The organism is Nonomuraea solani (assembly GCF_900108335.1).
Classification (GTDB): Bacteria; Actinomycetota; Actinomycetes; order Streptosporangiales; family Streptosporangiaceae; genus Nonomuraea; species Nonomuraea solani.
The window spans coordinates 120,907-135,357 of record NZ_FNVT01000005.1 but is presented as its reverse complement, the minus strand read 5'-3'; the positions used below and the strand labels follow the sequence as shown (position 1 = coordinate 135,357).

The window sequence follows — 14,451 nt, the reverse complement described above, 5'->3', positions numbered from 1 at the left end:
TGTGACCTGCGATGTTGTCCGGTGAGGCGCAGTGGGCGGACGTTGTACGGGGCCTCGCCCAGCGCGTTCTGGGACCCGTGGCGGAGTCGGTCCGCCTCGGCGGCCTCGACGGCGAGGGCCGCGCGCACGCCTACGAGGCGAAGGGCGGCGTGCTCACCATCGCCGCGACGGACGGGGTGAGCGCGTCGGTTGCGCTGCACCACTACCTCCGCGAACACTGCGGCATGTCCGTGGGCTGGGACACCGTGCTGCCCCTGCCGTTGACGTCCCTTCCCGACGCCCCGCTCCACGAGGGCACGCCGCGGGTCCGCGAAGGCTACTACTTCAACTTCTGCACCTTCAGCTACACGACGCCCTACTGGGACTGGGCCGACTGGGAGAGCGAGATCGACTGGATGGCGCTGCACGGCATCACCATGCCGCTGGCCGTCACCGGTCACGAGGCCGCGCTGCACGCCGCGTACTCGCTGCTCGGCCTGGACGACGACCAGATCAGGAGCTTCCTGGGCGGGCCCGGCTACCTGCCGTTCCAGTTCATGGGCTGCATGGACGACTTCGCGGGCCCGCTGCCCGCGTCCTGGATCGACCGCCACCGCGAGCTCGGCGCGCGCGTCCTCGAACGCGAGCGCGCCTTCGGCATGACGCCCGTGCTGCCCGCCTTCACCGGGCACGTCCCCCGCGAGATCGCCGCGACGGCGCGCGCCGGCAGCCGTAACTGGCAGGGCTTCGAGACCTGGTCGCTCGACCCCGCGGACCCCCTGTACGAGCGGATCGGCGCCGAGATCGCCCGCGCCCAGATCAAGCTCTTCGGCACCGACCATTTGTACGCCGCCGACCCGTTCATCGAGATGATCCCCATCGACGCCGACCCGGCCTTCCCCGGCGCCGTGGCGGCGGCGACGCTGGCCGGACTGCGGCAGGCCGACCCGGACGCCGTCTGGCTCATGCAGGCGTGGCCGTTCTCCTACCAGCGCGACTTCTGGACCGAGGACCGCGTCACCGCCTTCCTCGACGCGATCCCGGACGACCGGATGCTCGTGGCGGACCTGTGGGCCGAGCACGACCCGCTGTGGCGGCAGTTCGACGAGTTCTCCGGCAAGCCGTGGCTCTGGTGCGCGCTGCTCAACTTCGGCGGCCGCACCGACCCGGTCGCCGACCTGCGCGGCGTGCCGGCCGGCATCGACGCGGCACTGGCCGCGCCGAGCCCGCCCACCGGGATCGGCCTGTCCATGGAGGCCATCCGCAACAACCCCGTCTTCTTCGAGCTGGTGACCGACCACATCTGGAACCGGGTCCCCGACCTGGACGCCTGGCTCGACGCCTTCGTGGCCCAGCGCTACGGCGGCCGCTTCACGGAGGAGCTGCGCGCCGCCTGGCGCGGGCTGCTCGCCACCGTCTACGGCGCCGGGGGCCTGCGGATCGCCCCCGACCAGTTCAAGGGCGTCCTCACCGCCGAGCCCTCGTACACGCGGACGCCCACGGGCCCCCTCTGGTACGACCCCGCCGTGCTGGCGCGGGCCTGGGAGCGGATGATCGAGGTGGCCGAGCGCGACCCCGGGCTGACGGCCGGGCCGCTCGGGCACGACCTCGCGGAGGTCGGCATCGCCTTCATGGCGCGCGTGGCCGACAGCCGCTACCTGGACGTCGTGGAGTCGGACGGTGACCCCGGGCAGGCCGATCGGTTCCTGAAGGTCTTCGAGGACCTCGACCGGATGCTGAGCTGCCGCCCCGAATACACCTTCCAGCACTGGGAGGCCAAGGCCGTGTCCTGGGCGGACGGGCCGGCCGACGCCGCCGTCCTGCGGGACAACGCCCGCCGCATCATCACGGTCTGGGGCACCTCGGAAAGCCCCCTGCTCGACGACTACGCGGGCCGGCACTGGGCGGGGCTCATGGGCGGCTACTACCGCGACCGCTGGGAGCTGTGGGCGCGCGGCTTCGGCCGCCCCGACGCCGAGGCCGAGCTGGGCGAACGCCTGCACGAGCGCGACGAGCTGTTCCTGCGCGCGGGCGCGCCCCCGCTGACCCCCGGCGACCTGGCCACCGAGTCCCGCAACCTGTTCACCGCCTACGCCTCCGAACTCGACAGAGGAGCACGATGACCCCGGTACCACCGACCGAGCGCCGCAACCCGCGCACCCGCGACATCGACACCCTGGAGTCCGCCGGCGTCCTGGGACTGCTGCTGGACGAGGACGCCAGGGCCGTCGAGGCCGCCCGCGCGGCGACCGGGCCGCTGGCCAGGGCGGTGGACGAGACGCACCTGCGGCTCGCGCGCGGCGGACGGGTGCACTACTTCGGCGCGGGCGCCTCCGGGCGGCTGGCGGTGCTGGACGCGACCGAGATCACGCCCACGTTCGGGGCGCCTGGCGGGCTGTTCACCGCGCACTTCGCGGGCGGGCCCGAGGCGCTCACCGACTCCTCCATCGACCGCGAGGACGCCGGCGCGCTCGGCGCCGCCGACGCGGCCGGGGTCGGCGCGGCCGACGTGGCGGTCGGGATCACGGCCTCCGGGTCCACCGCGTACGTCGTGGGCGCGCTGCGCGGGGCGCGGGCGGCCGGCGCGCTGACGGTGCTGGTCACCTGCAACCCCGGCGCGGCGGCGGGCGACCTGGCCGAGATCGTGGTGGTGGCCGACACCGGGCCCGAGGCGCTGACCGGATCCACCCGGCTCAAGGCGGGGACGGCGACCAAGGTCATCCTGAACGCGTTCTCGACCGCCCTCATGATCAAGGCGGGGCGCACGTACGGGAACCTCATGGTCGGGCTGGTGGCCACCAACGCCAAGCTGGCCGAGCGGGCTGTCAGCCTGCTCGCGGAGGCGAGCGGGCAGGACGCGGAGACCTGCCGCGCCGCCCTGGCCGACGCCTCGGGCGACATTCCCGGGGCGCTGGTCCGGCTGCTCACCGGCTGCTCGCCCGAGCGGGCGCGCGCCGCGCTGGGGGAGCATCCGGGCGTCCGCGCGGCCGTCGCCGCGCTCAACGGGCAGGCCGGATGAGCTCGTCGACATGCGCCGGCGTCGACGTCGGCGGCGGCGGGATCAGAGTACGGATCGACGGCGGCGAAGGGATCATCGCCGGGGAGGACACCTCCCCGGTGCCCCGCGACCGGGGCCGCGTGGACCTGCCCCGGCTGGCCGCGCGCGTGGCGGCCGTCATCGAGACCTCGGCGCCCGGCGTCGACCGGCTGGAGGGGATGGCGATCGGCGTGACCGGGCTGCCGGGCCTGGTCAAGGACCCGGAGACGCTCTGGCACGCGCTGGGCGACCGGTTCGGCCTCGGCGCGCTCGTCGTCGCGGGCGACATGGTGACCACGCACGCCGGCGCGCTCGGGTTCCGCGCGGGGGTCGTCGTGGCCGCCGGCACCGGCGTCATCACGCTCGGCACCGACCTCGACGGCGTGTGGAACCAGGCCGACGGATGGGGCCACCTGCTCGGCGACCACGGCAGCGGCGCCTGGATCGGCTCGCAGGGCCTCCAGGCGGCCCTGCGGGCCCACGACCGCCGCTCGGGCGGCTCGACCGCGCTGCTCGAACACATGACCGCGCGCTTCGGCCACCCCCTGGACCTGGTGGCGCTCGTCTACGAGTCGGGCTCCCCGGCCCACCACCTGGCCTCGTTCGCGCCATCGGTGGCCGAGGCGGCCCGCGAGGGTGACCCGGCCGCTCGCCGGATCTGGGCCGAGGCCGGGCGGCAGCTCGCCCAGACGGCCGTGGCCGCCGCCGCCGGGCTGGAGCCGGTCTTCTCCTGGGGCGGCCGCCTGTTCGACGCCGCCGACCTGCTCATGGAGCCGTTCCAGAGCACCGTACGGGCGGTGCTGCCGGACGCCAGGTTCATCCCGCCCCTGGGCACCTCGGCCGACGGCGCGCTCGGGCTGGCCAAGGCCGCCGCCTCGATCGAGGCCCGGCATCCGTACATGTACGTCTTCAGCCGGACAGACGCGCCAGCCGTTCGACCGCTTCGCCGAACTCGCTGACCAGGTCGTAGACGACGTCCCGGGCCGGCTTGACCTGGTCGAGCTGGCCCACGACCTGCCCCACGTAGTAGTTGACCAGCTCCAGCGCCCCCGGCTCGCCCCTCTCCGCCGCGGCCCCGATGCGGGCCATGGCGCCCTCGGCGACCAGGATCTGCAGCGGCATCCCGAGCGGCCCCGGGCTCTCCTGGCCGGAGTCCCACTCCTCCGTCCAGGCGGACTTGAGCTGGCGGGCCGGCTTGCCCGTACGCGACCTGGACCGGACCGTGTCGAGCGACGAGGCGGCCAGCAGCTTGCGCTTGACCGCCGGCGCCGTCTCGGCCTCCTCCGTCGTCAGCCAGACCGAGCCGCACCACACGCCCTCCGCGCCGAGCGCCATGGCCGCCGCCATCTGCCGTCCCGACGCGATCCCGCCCGCCGCCAGCACCGGCACCGGCGCGACCGCGTCCACCACCTGCGGCACCAGCACCATGGTCGAGATCTCGCCGGTGTGCCCGCCCGCCTCCGTGCCCTGCGCCACGATCAGGTCGGCGCCCGCCGCCACCTGCCTGCGGGCGTGCTCCACCGTGCCGACCAGCGCGGCCACCGGCACGCCCGCCTCCCTGGCCCTGGCCACCATCTCGGGCGGCGGCGGCCCCAGGGCGCTGGCGATCAGGCCGATCCGGTGCTTGAGCGCCACGTCGATCAGCCCCGTCGCCCCGGCCGCCGTCACCCGCCTGCCCAGCTCGTCGGCCACCGCCGTCAGCGGCTGCGCGGTGGCGCTCACGCCGTACTTGGACAGCAGGTGCGTGACGAAGTCGCGGTGCCGGTCGGGGATGGCGTCCATGAGGTGGGTGCGCACGTCGAGCGCGGAGGCGTCGATCCTGCCGGGGACGAGCACGTCGACGCCGTACGGGCGGCCGTTCACACGTTCGTCCAGCCAGGTCAGCTCGGTGTCCAGTTGGTCCGGTGAGTACGCGATCGCGCCCAGCACCCCGAACCCGCCCGCGTTCGTCACGGCGGCCACCACGTCACGGCAGTGGCTGAAGGCGAACAACGGGAACTCGATGCCCAAACGCTCACAGATGGCGGTCCGCATGCTCCGACGCTAACCGTCAGAACGTTGTTCGGTCCATCCCCTCGGCCGTGGCGCCGAACGCGATGGGGGCGTGCCAGCCCAGTTCCGGCGTGTACCCGCGTACCCGCCTGGCCGGCACCCCGGCGACCACGCTGTGGTCGGGGAACTCGCCGCGCACCACCGCGCCGCCCGCCACCACGCACTGGCGGCCCAGCGTCGTGCCCGGCAGGATGATCGCGCCCGCGCCCAGCCACGAGCCCGAGCCGATCGAGACCGGGCTGTTGCGCGGCCACTGCCTGCCGATCGGCACATCGGGGTCGTCGTAGACGTGGTTCTGGTCGGTGATGTACACGTACGGGCCGGTGAACACGTCGTCGCCGATGTCGATCGACTGGTGGGCCACGATGTGCGAGCCCCGGCCGATCGAGCAGCTTCCGCCGATGCGCAGGATCGAGCCGGGGCCGAGGTCGGGGCCCGGCATCATGCCGCAGGAGAGCGACACGCGCTCGCCGATCAGCGTGTGGTCACCGATCTCCATCCACCGCTCGCCGAAGATCGCGCCCGGCGGGAAGGCGATGCTCACGCCGTCGCCGAGCCGGCGGAACCGGTAACCGGAGGGAGTGGCCGGCGTGATCGCTCCCGCGTGGCGGATCGCCGTGTACGCACGGTGTATCAATGTGCCCAATGCCCGCCGTACAAGTGACATAGGGACCAAAGTTACCGCTAGGTCATCCCCGTTCGGGCATGTGAGGGGCGTTGTTTGATATCCTGAGAGCCCGTGGACACTTCGACCACACCTCGAGCCACGGGAGCCCCTTTGCGCAGCGCATCGCAAACCAAGCATCTGTTCGTCACCGGCGGTGTCGCCTCCAGTCTCGGCAAGGGGCTCACGGCGTCCAGCCTCGGCCGCCTGCTCAAGGCGCGCGGACTCAGGGTCACCATGCAGAAGCTCGACCCTTACCTCAATGTCGACCCCGGCACCATGAACCCGTTCCAGCACGGCGAGGTGTTCGTCACCGACGACGGTGCCGAGACCGACCTCGACGTCGGCCACTATGAGCGGTTCCTCGACACCGACCTGCACGGCTCGGCCAATGTGACCACCGGCCAGGTCTACTCCAACGTCATCGCCAAGGAGCGGCGGGGCGAATACCTGGGCGACACCGTCCAGGTGATCCCGCACATCACCAACGAGATCAAGGACCGGATCCGGGGCATGGCCGGTCCTGACGTCGATGTGGTCATCACCGAGGTCGGGGGCACGGTGGGCGACATCGAGTCGCTGCCGTTCCTGGAGGCCGTGCGGCAGATCAGGCACGAGGTCGGGCGCGACAACGTGTTCTTCCTGCACGTGTCGCTGCTGCCGTACATCGGGCCGTCCGGGGAGCTGAAGACCAAGCCGACCCAGCACAGCGTGGCGGCGCTGCGCAGCATCGGCATCCAGCCGGACGCGATCGTGCTGCGGTCCGACCGGCCGGTGCAGACGGCGATCAAGCGCAAGATCAGCCTCATGTGCGACGTCGACGAGGACGCCGTCGTCTCGGCCGTGGACGCGGCCTCGATCTACGACATCCCGAAGGTGCTCCACTCCGAGGGCCTCGACGCCTACGTGGTGCGCCGGCTCGGCCTGCCCTTCCGCGACGTTGACTGGAAGGAGTGGGAGCAGCTCCTGCGCCGGGTGCACCGGCCGGCCAAGGAGGTCACCATCGCGCTGGTCGGCAAGTACATCGACCTGCCGGACGCCTACCTGTCCGTCACCGAGGCCCTGCGCGCCGGCGGGTTCGCCAACGACGCCCGCGTCAACATCCGCTGGGTCAAGAGCGACGACTGCGAGACCCCCGAGGGCGCCGGGCGCGAGCTCGACGGCGTCGACGGCGTGCTGGTCCCCGGCGGGTTCGGCGTGCGCGGCATCGAGGGCAAGATCGGCGCCATCCGGCACGCCCGCGAGGGCAAGATCCCGCTGCTCGGCATCTGCCTCGGCATGCAGGGCATGGTCATCGAGGCGGCCCGCAACATGGCCGGCATCGAGGACGCCAACTCCGCCGAGTTCGACCCCGACACCAAGCACGCCGTCATCTCCACCATGGCCGACCAGGAGGACGTCGTCGCCGGCGAGCGCGACATGGGCGGCACCATGCGGCTGGGCAGCTACACCGCCAAGCTCGGCGAGGGCACCCTCGCCCGGCAGCTCTACGGTGGCAAGGCCAAGGCCGACGAGCGCCACCGGCACCGCTACGAGGTCAACAACTCCTACCGCGAGCAGCTGGAGAAGGTCGGCCTGGTCTTCTCGGGGCTGTCGCCCGACGGCCGCCTGGTCGAATACACCGAGCTGCCCGCCGACGTCCACCCCTTCTTCATCGGCACCCAGGCGCACCCCGAGTTCCGCTCCCGGCCCACCCGCGCCAACCCGATGTTCAAGGGCCTCATCAGCGCCGCCCTGACCTACGCCGACGACCGCGTGGCCGACAAGGTGAGCCAGTGAAGATCGAAGACGCGCCCGAGTCGTGGGAGGTCCTCGGCACCGAGGACCGGTTCGAGGGCAGGATCGTCCGCGTGGTCACCGACACGGTGAAGATGCCCCGCGACGCGGTCGCCGACCGCGACTACGTCATCCACCCCGGTTCCGTCGCCGTGCTCGCGCTCGACGACGAGGAGCGGGTGCTGATGATCAGGCAGTACCGCCACCCCACCCGCATGCTGATGTGGGAGCTGCCCGCCGGGATCCGCGACGTTGCGGGCGAACCGCTCGTCACCACCGCCGCCCGCGAGCTCGCCGAGGAGGCCGGCTACCGCGCCGAGACCTGGCACACCCTGACCGACCTGCGTTCCTCGCCCGGCATGAGCGACGAGCGCATCAGGGTGTTCCTCGCCCAGGGGCTGACCAAGATCCCCGACGAGGAGAACGGCTTCGTCCAGGAGCATGAGGAAATCGACATGCCGGTCGAATGGGTCCCTCTGGCCGACGCGGTCGAGAAGGCACTCATGGGAATGATCCACAATTCCCCGGCCGTGGCCGGTATCCTCGCCGCATATGCGGCATCGGTTGAGGGGTTCGCCCTGTTGCGCCCCGCCGACGCACCTGAGGCGTGACGGAAGGACCAATTCGTGGAGGCGGTGCTCTCCAGCTACCTCGCCCATCTCGCGGTGGAACGGGGCCTGGCTGCCAACACGCTCGCGTCCTACCGTCGTGACCTGCGCCGATACTGCGAACACCTGCAGTCGCTCGGCCGGCTGGAGCTCGCGGAGGTGGGGGAGGCCGATGTGCTGGCCTTCCTCGCCGCGCTGCGCGAGGGCGACGGTGAGCACCCCGCCCTCGTCGCCAGCTCCGCCGCGCGCGCCGTCTCGGCCGTGCGCGGGCTGCACCGTTTCGCCCTGCGCGAAGGGGTCACGGCCCACGACCCCGCCCACGAGGTACGCCCGCCGCGCCAGCTCCGCAGGCTCCCCAAGGCCATCGCCGTGGACGAGGTCGAACGCCTCATCGCCGCCTCCGGCCCCGACGGCGCGCCCCTGACGCTGCGCAACCGCGCTCTTCTCGAAGTCCTGTACGGCACCGGCGCCCGCATTTCCGAGGCCGTCGGGCTGGCCGTGGACGACCTCGAAGACGATCAGGTACGGCTGCGCGGCAAGGGGGCCCGTACCCGGGTGGTGCCGTTGGGGCGTTACGCCCGGTCCGCCCTGGACGCGTACCTGGTCCGGGCCCGTCCCGGTCTCCTCGCTCACGGCCGTGGCACCCCCGGGGTCTTCCTCAACGCCCGGGGAGGCCGCCTGACCAGGCAGGGAGCCTGGGAAGTGCTCCAGGCCGCCGCCGAACGAGCCGGACTTGACAGGATAAGTCCGCACGTACTCCGGCATTCCTTCGCAACGCACCTCTTGGACGGAGGAGCTGACGTTAGGGTGGTCCAGGAGCTGCTCGGTCACGCCTCGGTGACGACCACACAGGTCTACACCCTGGTCACCGTCGACAGGCTCCGCGAGGTCTACGCCGCCGCGCATCCGCGCGCCCGGCAGTGATCTATAGTCTTTTGGGGTGTGCGCCGCCCTCGGCGTGCCGCCTTGCCGCGTTAAGTGGTGACGCCATAGTGTCCGTCCGGACGGTCCGGTTCGGGATCGTCAGGGAGGTTCGAGCTGGTGACTGTGACGACCAAGGGTTCGACCCCGGGGACCCCCGACAACCCCTGGGGCGACACGAAGACCAACACGCCCTCTAACGGCGTCAATCTGGGCCCGACGCAGCGGCCACGACCCGTGTTCCCGGAACCGGTGCCGCCCACGGTGCACGGCCCGGCCCGCGTGGTCGCGATGGTCAACCAGAAGGGCGGTGTCGGCAAGACCACGACCACCATCAACCTGGGGGCCGCGCTCGTCGAGTGCGGGCTCAAGGTGCTGCTGGTCGACTTCGACCCGCAGGGGGCGCTCTCCGTCGGCCTGGGCATCAACCCGCTCCAGCTCGACCTGACCGTCTACAACCTGCTGATGGAGCGCAACGTCACCGCCGAAGACGTGCTGCTCGAAACCGGCGTCGAGGGCCTCGACCTGCTGCCCAGCAACATCGACCTGTCGGCCGCCGAAGTGCAGCTCGTCACCGAGGTCGCCCGCGAGCAGGTGCTCGGCCGCGTGATCAAGCCGCTGCTGCCGCACTACGACGTGTGCCTCATCGACTGCCAGCCGTCGCTGGGCCTGCTCACCATCAACGCGCTGACCTGCGCGCACGGCGTGATGGTGCCGCTGGAGTGCGAGTTCTTCGCCCTGCGCGGCGTCGCCCTGCTCATGGACACCATCTCCAAGGTGCAGGAGCGGCTCAACGAGGAGCTCGAGATCGAAGGGCTCCTCGCCACCATGTACGACGCCCGCACCCTGCACGGCCGCGAGGTGCTGGCCCGCGTGGTGGAGGCGTTCGGCGACAAGGTGTTCCACACGGTGATCAACCGCACGGTGCGCTTCCCCGACGCGACGGTCGCCGGTGAGCCGATCACCACGTTCGACCCGTCGTCCCTCGGCGCCAACGCCTACCGTGAGCTGGCCCGCGAGGTGCTCTCGCGCTGGCCGGCGCCTGCGACAATGGCCAGGTGACCGCCGAGCAGACCGAACCCCAGGGCTTCCAGGTCCACCTGGACGTCTTCGAGGGACCCTTCGACCTGCTCCTCGGCCTCATCGCCAAGCACAAGCTCGACATCACCGAGGTCTCACTCTCCAAGGTCACCGACGAGTTCATCGCCTACATCCGGTCCAAGGGGCCGGAGTGGGACCTCGACCTGACCAGCCACTTCCTGCTGGTGGCGGCGACCCTGCTCGATCTGAAGGCGGCCCGGCTGCTGCCCTCGGGCGAGGTGGAGGACGAGGAGGATCTGGCGCTGCTCGAGGCCAGAGACCTGCTGTTCGCGCGGTTGCTGCAGTACAAGGCGTACAAGGAAGTCGCCAAGGTCTTCGCGGGGCGGATGGCGGAGGAGGCGCTGCGCTTTCCGCGTACCGTGCGGATGGAGGAGCAGTTCGCCAACCTGCTGCCCGAGCTGATCCTGGGCATCGGGCCCGAACAACTCGCCCGCATCGCCGCCAAGGCCTTCACTCCCAAACTCCCGCCCACCGTCAATGTCGGGCACATCTACCAGCCGGTGGCGAGCGTCAAGGAGCAGGCGGCCCTCCTGGTCATGCACCTGCGCCGCCTCCGCCGTGCCACCTTCCGCGCCCTGGTGGCCGACTGCGAGGGGACTTTCGAGGTCATCGCCCGGTTTCTGGCGGTGCTGGAGCTGTTCCGGGAGTCGGCGGTGACGTTCGAGCAGGTGGAGCCGCTGGGGGATCTGCACGTGACCTGGACGGGGTCCGACGACGGGGACGTGGCGGTGGGGGACGACTACGAGGAATCCGCGGAGAAACCAGCCAATGACTGACGAAAACCCGTTGCCCAGCCCCCGCACGTCCCCCGACGCGACCCCACCGCTGCCCGCCTGGATGACCCTCCCCGGCTCCCTGGCCCAACCGGCGTCCCCGGAACTCGAGGACACCCCCTTTTCCCACCCCGAAGAACCCTCGGACGGCCCGGCTCCGTCGGACGGTCCGGCCCCGTTGGACGGCTCTCCTCAGGCGGGGGCTTCGGCCTCGGCAGAGGGTCTGGCTTCGGTGGCGGAGCCCGCTCGGGTCGCGGACGCCGTCTCGGTGGACGGGCCGGCCCTCGAAGACGCTCCGGCTCCGGTGCCCAACGAGGCGACGGCGGGCACCGACACGACGGCCTCTCACACGAGCGCCACATCCGACACGCCCGCTGACGCTGCGGGCCTGCCGGGTGCGCAGACCTCGGGTTTCTCGGGCGCCGGGTCGGTGGGGCGTGGTGAGGTCGGCGCAACGCGTGCGGCGGAGAAGCCGATGACGGCCTTCAGTGAGGCGGCCGGTAAGGGCGAGGGTTACGACCTCGCTGCGGCCCGCGTTGAGGACGAGCCTCAGAGTCCCGCTGAGGGCGGTGACGGTGCTCAGGGTCCCGCTGAGGGCGGTGCTGAGGAGGGTGGTGGGGAGGGGCCGACGCTTGGGGCGGCGTTGGAGGCTATCCTGCTTGTTGTCGATGAACCCGTCGCCGAAGTGGTTCTGGCGCAGGTTCTTGAGCGGCCCACCCACGAAGTCGCCACCGCATTGCGTACGCTGGCGGCGGAATATACCGCCTCCGGGCGGGGTTTTGACTTGCGAGAGGTTGCGGGCGGTTGGCGGTTTTATACCCGTGCCGACTGCGCGCAACTGGTCGAACGGTTCGTCCGTGACGGCCAGCAGTCGCGGCTGACCCAGGCCGCGCTCGAAACACTCGCGGTAGTGGCTTACCGGCAACCGGTGAGCCGGGCTCGCGTCGCCGCCGTGCGCGGCGTCAACAGCGACGGTGTCATGCGGACACTCGTCGCCAGGGGGCTGGTCGAAGAGGCCGGCACCGACCCGGAGAGCCAGGCAGTGCTCTACCGGACAAGCTCATACTTCCTTGAACGTCTGGGACTGCGGGATCTGAGCGAGCTCCCCGAGCTCGCGCCCTTCCTCCCTGACGACGTGGAAAATCTCGAGGAGACAACAAAGTGATCAACAGGCGCAGCACCCCGTCCGGTGATGGACGCGGTCGTGGACGTGCAGGCGGCTCCGGCCGTGGTGGGCGTCCCGCCTTCCGCTCCGACGACACCCGCGGCTCTTTCCGCCGCGACGACGACACCCGCGGCGGGGGTGACCGCCGGGACTCCCGCGGCGGACCCCGGCCCTCCGGCGACTCCCTTCGCGCCGATCGGGGCGGCTCCCGCGCCCGGTACGGCAACCGCGACGGCGACACCGGCAACCGATTCCAGCGCGATGACCGCGCCCCCGCCCGTGACCGCGGCGAATGGACCCGCGGTGGCGGCGACAGCGGGGAGGCCCGCCATGACCGCGGCGGCTCCGACCGTGGCGGCAACCGCTCCGACGAGCGTGGCGGCAACCGTTTCGACCGTGGATCGGACCAGCGTGGCTCCGACCGCGGGTTCGATCGTGGCTCCAGCCGTGGCTCCGAGCGCGGGTTCGATCGCGGTTCCAACCGTGGTTCCGACCGTGGTGGGGCCCGTGGGTTCGACCGTGGTTCCGACCGTGGTGGAGCGCGTGGGTTCGACCGGAGCTCTGACCGTGCTTCTGACCGGGGCTCCGACCGTGGGGGAGCCCGCTACGAAGGTGGTGGCGGCCGCCCCGAGCGTAGTGGTGACCGTTACCAGAGCAGTGGCCGTCACGAGGGCGGTGGCTTCCGCGCCGAGCGTGGTGGCGACCGTTACCAGGGCGGCCGTGACCGTTTCCAGGGCTCCGAGCGCACCGGGAACCGTCCCGAGCGCGGCGGAGACCGTGGTGGGAGCCGTTTCGAGCGGCCCCGCGACGACCGGGGCGGCTACCGTCCCGAGCGGCGTGACGACCGGGGCGCCGGCGGCTACGGCGCGGGGCGTCGTGACGAGCGCCAGAGTGACGACCGGGGCGTGGCGCGCGCCGGGCGGAGCGGGCGCAGGGAGGACTCCGGCTCCCGGGGCACGTCCCCGACCCGGGCCCGGTTCGGCAGGCGCGACGGAGACTCCCGTACCGACCGCACGGGCCGGAGCTCGCGGCGGGACGACGTACAGACCATTGGCGGCACCCCCAGGCGCGAGAGCGCCGGGAGCCCCCAGCGCGACCGGGTGAAGGCCGCCCGGCAGCCGCTCCGCGACCATGCCTTCTACCCGGAGGGCTACACCGACGAGCGCGACACCACCGAGGTGCCGGACGGTGTACGGCTGCAGAAGGTGCTCGCCCAGGCGGGCGTGGCCAGCCGCAGGGCCTGCGAGGAGATGATCGGCGACGGCCGCGTCACCGTCAACGGCCAGGTCGTACGGCGTTTCGGCGCCAAGGTGGACCCCGCGGCGCAGGTCATCCACGTGGACGGCAAGCGCATCCCGACCGCTCCCGACCTCGTCTACTACGCCCTGAACAAGCCCATCGGCGTCGTCTCCACCATGGACGACCCGCAGGGCCGCCCGTGCCTGGCCGACTTCGTCGAGGAGCTGGCGCCGAGGTTGTTCCACGTGGGCCGGCTCGACACCGAGACCGAGGGTCTGCTGCTGCTCACCAACGACGGTGAGCTGGCCAACAGGCTGACGCACCCGAGCTACGGCGTGCAGAAGAAATACTGGGCCAAGGTGCCGGGGCCGATCCCGCGTGACCTGGGCCGCAGGCTCAAGCAGGGCATCGAGCTCGAAGACGGCATCGCCAGAGCCGACAGCTTCGCCATCGTGCAGGAGCACGGCCAGCAGGCACTGGTCGAGGTCGTGCTGCACGAGGGCCGCAAGCACGTCGTCCGGCGCATGCTGGAGGAGTCCGGGCACCGGGTCATCGACCTGGCCAGGATCGAGTTCGGGCCGGTGAAGCTGGGCCGTACCAAGCCGGGGACCGTCAGGGCGCTGTCCTTGAAGGAAGTCGGCGAGCTTTACGCGGCCGTGAAGCTGTAATCTGGCCGGACGCAGGAGCCCGTGCGCATCTCCGCACGGGCTCTCCGGCTATCTGAGGGGGACGAACCACATGGTGCGGGCGATCCGTGGGGCGATCCAGGTGGACGCCAACGACCGTGGCTCGGTCATCGGGGGGACGACCGAGCTGGTCAGCGCGATCATGGAGCGCAACCGCCTGACGCCGGACGATGTGATCAGCGTGCTGTTCACGGCCACCCCCGACCTGACGGCCGAGTTCCCCGCGCTGGCGGCGCGTAAGCTGGGCTTCCACGATGTGCCGCTGATCTGCTGCACCGAGATCGACGTGCCGGGCGCGCTGCCCCGCGTCGTACGTCTCATGGCGCACGTGGAGACCGACCGCCCGAAAACCGACATCCAGCACGTCTATCTGCGGGGCGCCGTGGCGCTGCGCCAGGACATCGCCCAATAACTCCGGCGGACGTCACCCCGGCGAGCGCCGGGGTACGT

At 71.6% G+C, this 14,451-nt stretch carries 13 protein-coding genes; 11 read left to right on the top strand and 2 right to left on the bottom strand.

The window, feature by feature from the left end:
• Positions 1-11 precede the first annotated feature (11 nt).
• From C4V41_RS20320 to C4V41_RS20310, 3 genes are read left to right on the top strand one after another with little or no spacing between them, the layout of a single operon-like run.
• Positions 12-2,102, top strand: coding sequence for an alpha-N-acetylglucosaminidase (locus tag C4V41_RS20320; protein WP_103957482.1), 2,091 nt, complete (start codon positions 12-14; stop codon positions 2,100-2,102).
• Entirely contained in the window at positions 2,099-2,998 is a 900-nt protein-coding gene (locus C4V41_RS20315; RefSeq protein ID WP_103957481.1) for an N-acetylmuramic acid 6-phosphate etherase, read from the top strand. The genes C4V41_RS20320 and C4V41_RS20315 overlap by 4 nt, the downstream gene beginning before the upstream one ends.
• Positions 2,995-3,975, top strand: a complete 981-nt coding sequence (locus tag C4V41_RS20310) for an N-acetylglucosamine kinase (protein WP_103957480.1) — start codon at positions 2,995-2,997, stop codon at positions 3,973-3,975. The genes C4V41_RS20315 and C4V41_RS20310 overlap by 4 nt, the downstream gene beginning before the upstream one ends.
• On the opposite strand, the gene C4V41_RS20305 is transcribed toward C4V41_RS20310, so the two are convergent.
• Both C4V41_RS20305 and C4V41_RS20300 read right to left on the bottom strand, forming a co-directional pair.
• On the bottom strand, positions 3,926-5,050 hold the full coding sequence (locus C4V41_RS20305; RefSeq protein WP_103957479.1) for an NAD(P)H-dependent flavin oxidoreductase: 1,125 nt from the start codon (positions 5,048-5,050) through the stop codon (positions 3,926-3,928). The genes C4V41_RS20310 and C4V41_RS20305 overlap by 50 nt on opposite strands.
• 16 nt (positions 5,051-5,066) lie before the next feature.
• Positions 5,067-5,735 (bottom strand): acyltransferase, encoded by a 669-nt coding sequence (locus C4V41_RS20300; RefSeq protein WP_103957478.1) that lies wholly within the window; start codon positions 5,733-5,735, stop codon positions 5,067-5,069.
• 111 nt (positions 5,736-5,846) lie between these two features.
• Between C4V41_RS20300 and C4V41_RS20295 the strand changes: the two genes are divergently transcribed.
• From C4V41_RS20295 to aroH, 8 genes are all read left to right on the top strand, one after another.
• Entirely contained in the window at positions 5,847-7,511 is a 1,665-nt protein-coding gene (locus C4V41_RS20295) for a CTP synthase (RefSeq protein ID WP_103957477.1), read from the top strand.
• On the top strand, positions 7,508-8,119 hold the full coding sequence (locus C4V41_RS20290; RefSeq protein WP_103957476.1) for an NUDIX domain-containing protein: 612 nt from the start codon (positions 7,508-7,510) through the stop codon (positions 8,117-8,119). The genes C4V41_RS20295 and C4V41_RS20290 overlap by 4 nt, the downstream gene beginning before the upstream one ends.
• Positions 8,120-8,134: 15 nt before the next feature.
• Complete coding sequence (locus C4V41_RS20285; RefSeq protein ID WP_103957475.1) at positions 8,135-9,040, top strand: site-specific tyrosine recombinase XerD; 906 nt, start codon at positions 8,135-8,137, stop codon at positions 9,038-9,040.
• A 117-nt stretch (positions 9,041-9,157) separates the two neighbouring features.
• Positions 9,158-10,099: a ParA family protein gene (locus C4V41_RS20280; RefSeq protein WP_103957474.1), complete on the top strand. Its 942-nt coding sequence runs from the start codon at positions 9,158-9,160 to the stop codon at positions 10,097-10,099.
• On the top strand, positions 10,096-10,914 hold the full coding sequence (locus tag C4V41_RS20275; RefSeq protein ID WP_103957473.1) for a segregation and condensation protein A: 819 nt from the start codon (positions 10,096-10,098) through the stop codon (positions 10,912-10,914). Before C4V41_RS20280 ends, C4V41_RS20275 begins: the two co-directional genes overlap by 4 nt.
• Positions 10,915-11,386: 472 nt before the next feature.
• A complete protein-coding gene (scpB, locus tag C4V41_RS20270) occupies positions 11,387-12,076 on the top strand; it encodes an SMC-Scp complex subunit ScpB (RefSeq protein WP_103957914.1) in 690 nt (229 codons plus the stop codon).
• Positions 12,073-13,983 carry a pseudouridine synthase gene (locus C4V41_RS20265; protein ID WP_235030263.1) on the top strand — a complete coding sequence of 637 codons (1,911 nt, stop codon included), beginning with the start codon at positions 12,073-12,075 and terminating at the stop codon, positions 13,981-13,983. Before scpB ends, C4V41_RS20265 begins: the two co-directional genes overlap by 4 nt.
• Positions 13,984-14,053: 70 nt before the next feature.
• Positions 14,054-14,413, top strand: coding sequence for a chorismate mutase (aroH, locus tag C4V41_RS20260; RefSeq protein WP_103957472.1), 360 nt, complete (start codon positions 14,054-14,056; stop codon positions 14,411-14,413).
• The last annotated feature ends 38 nt before the right edge of the window (positions 14,414-14,451 follow it).

Excerpts from the sequence above, each read along its gene's own strand:
- C4V41_RS20320 (WP_103957482.1), top strand. The coding sequence starts at position 12 with ATGTTGTCCGGTGAGGCGCAGTGGGCGGACGTTGTACGGGGCCTCGCC.
- C4V41_RS20315 (WP_103957481.1), top strand. The coding sequence starts at position 2,099 with ATGACCCCGGTACCACCGACCGAGCGCCGCAACCCGCGCACCCGCGAC.
- C4V41_RS20310 (WP_103957480.1), top strand. The coding sequence starts at position 2,995 with ATGAGCTCGTCGACATGCGCCGGCGTCGACGTCGGCGGCGGCGGGATC.
- C4V41_RS20305 (WP_103957479.1), bottom strand. The coding sequence starts at position 5,050 with ATGCGGACCGCCATCTGTGAGCGTTTGGGCATCGAGTTCCCGTTGTTC.
- C4V41_RS20300 (WP_103957478.1), bottom strand. The coding sequence starts at position 5,735 with ATGTCACTTGTACGGCGGGCATTGGGCACATTGATACACCGTGCGTAC.
- scpB (WP_103957914.1), top strand. The coding sequence starts at position 11,387 with ATGACGGCCTTCAGTGAGGCGGCCGGTAAGGGCGAGGGTTACGACCTC.
- aroH (WP_103957472.1), top strand. The coding sequence starts at position 14,054 with ATGGTGCGGGCGATCCGTGGGGCGATCCAGGTGGACGCCAACGACCGT.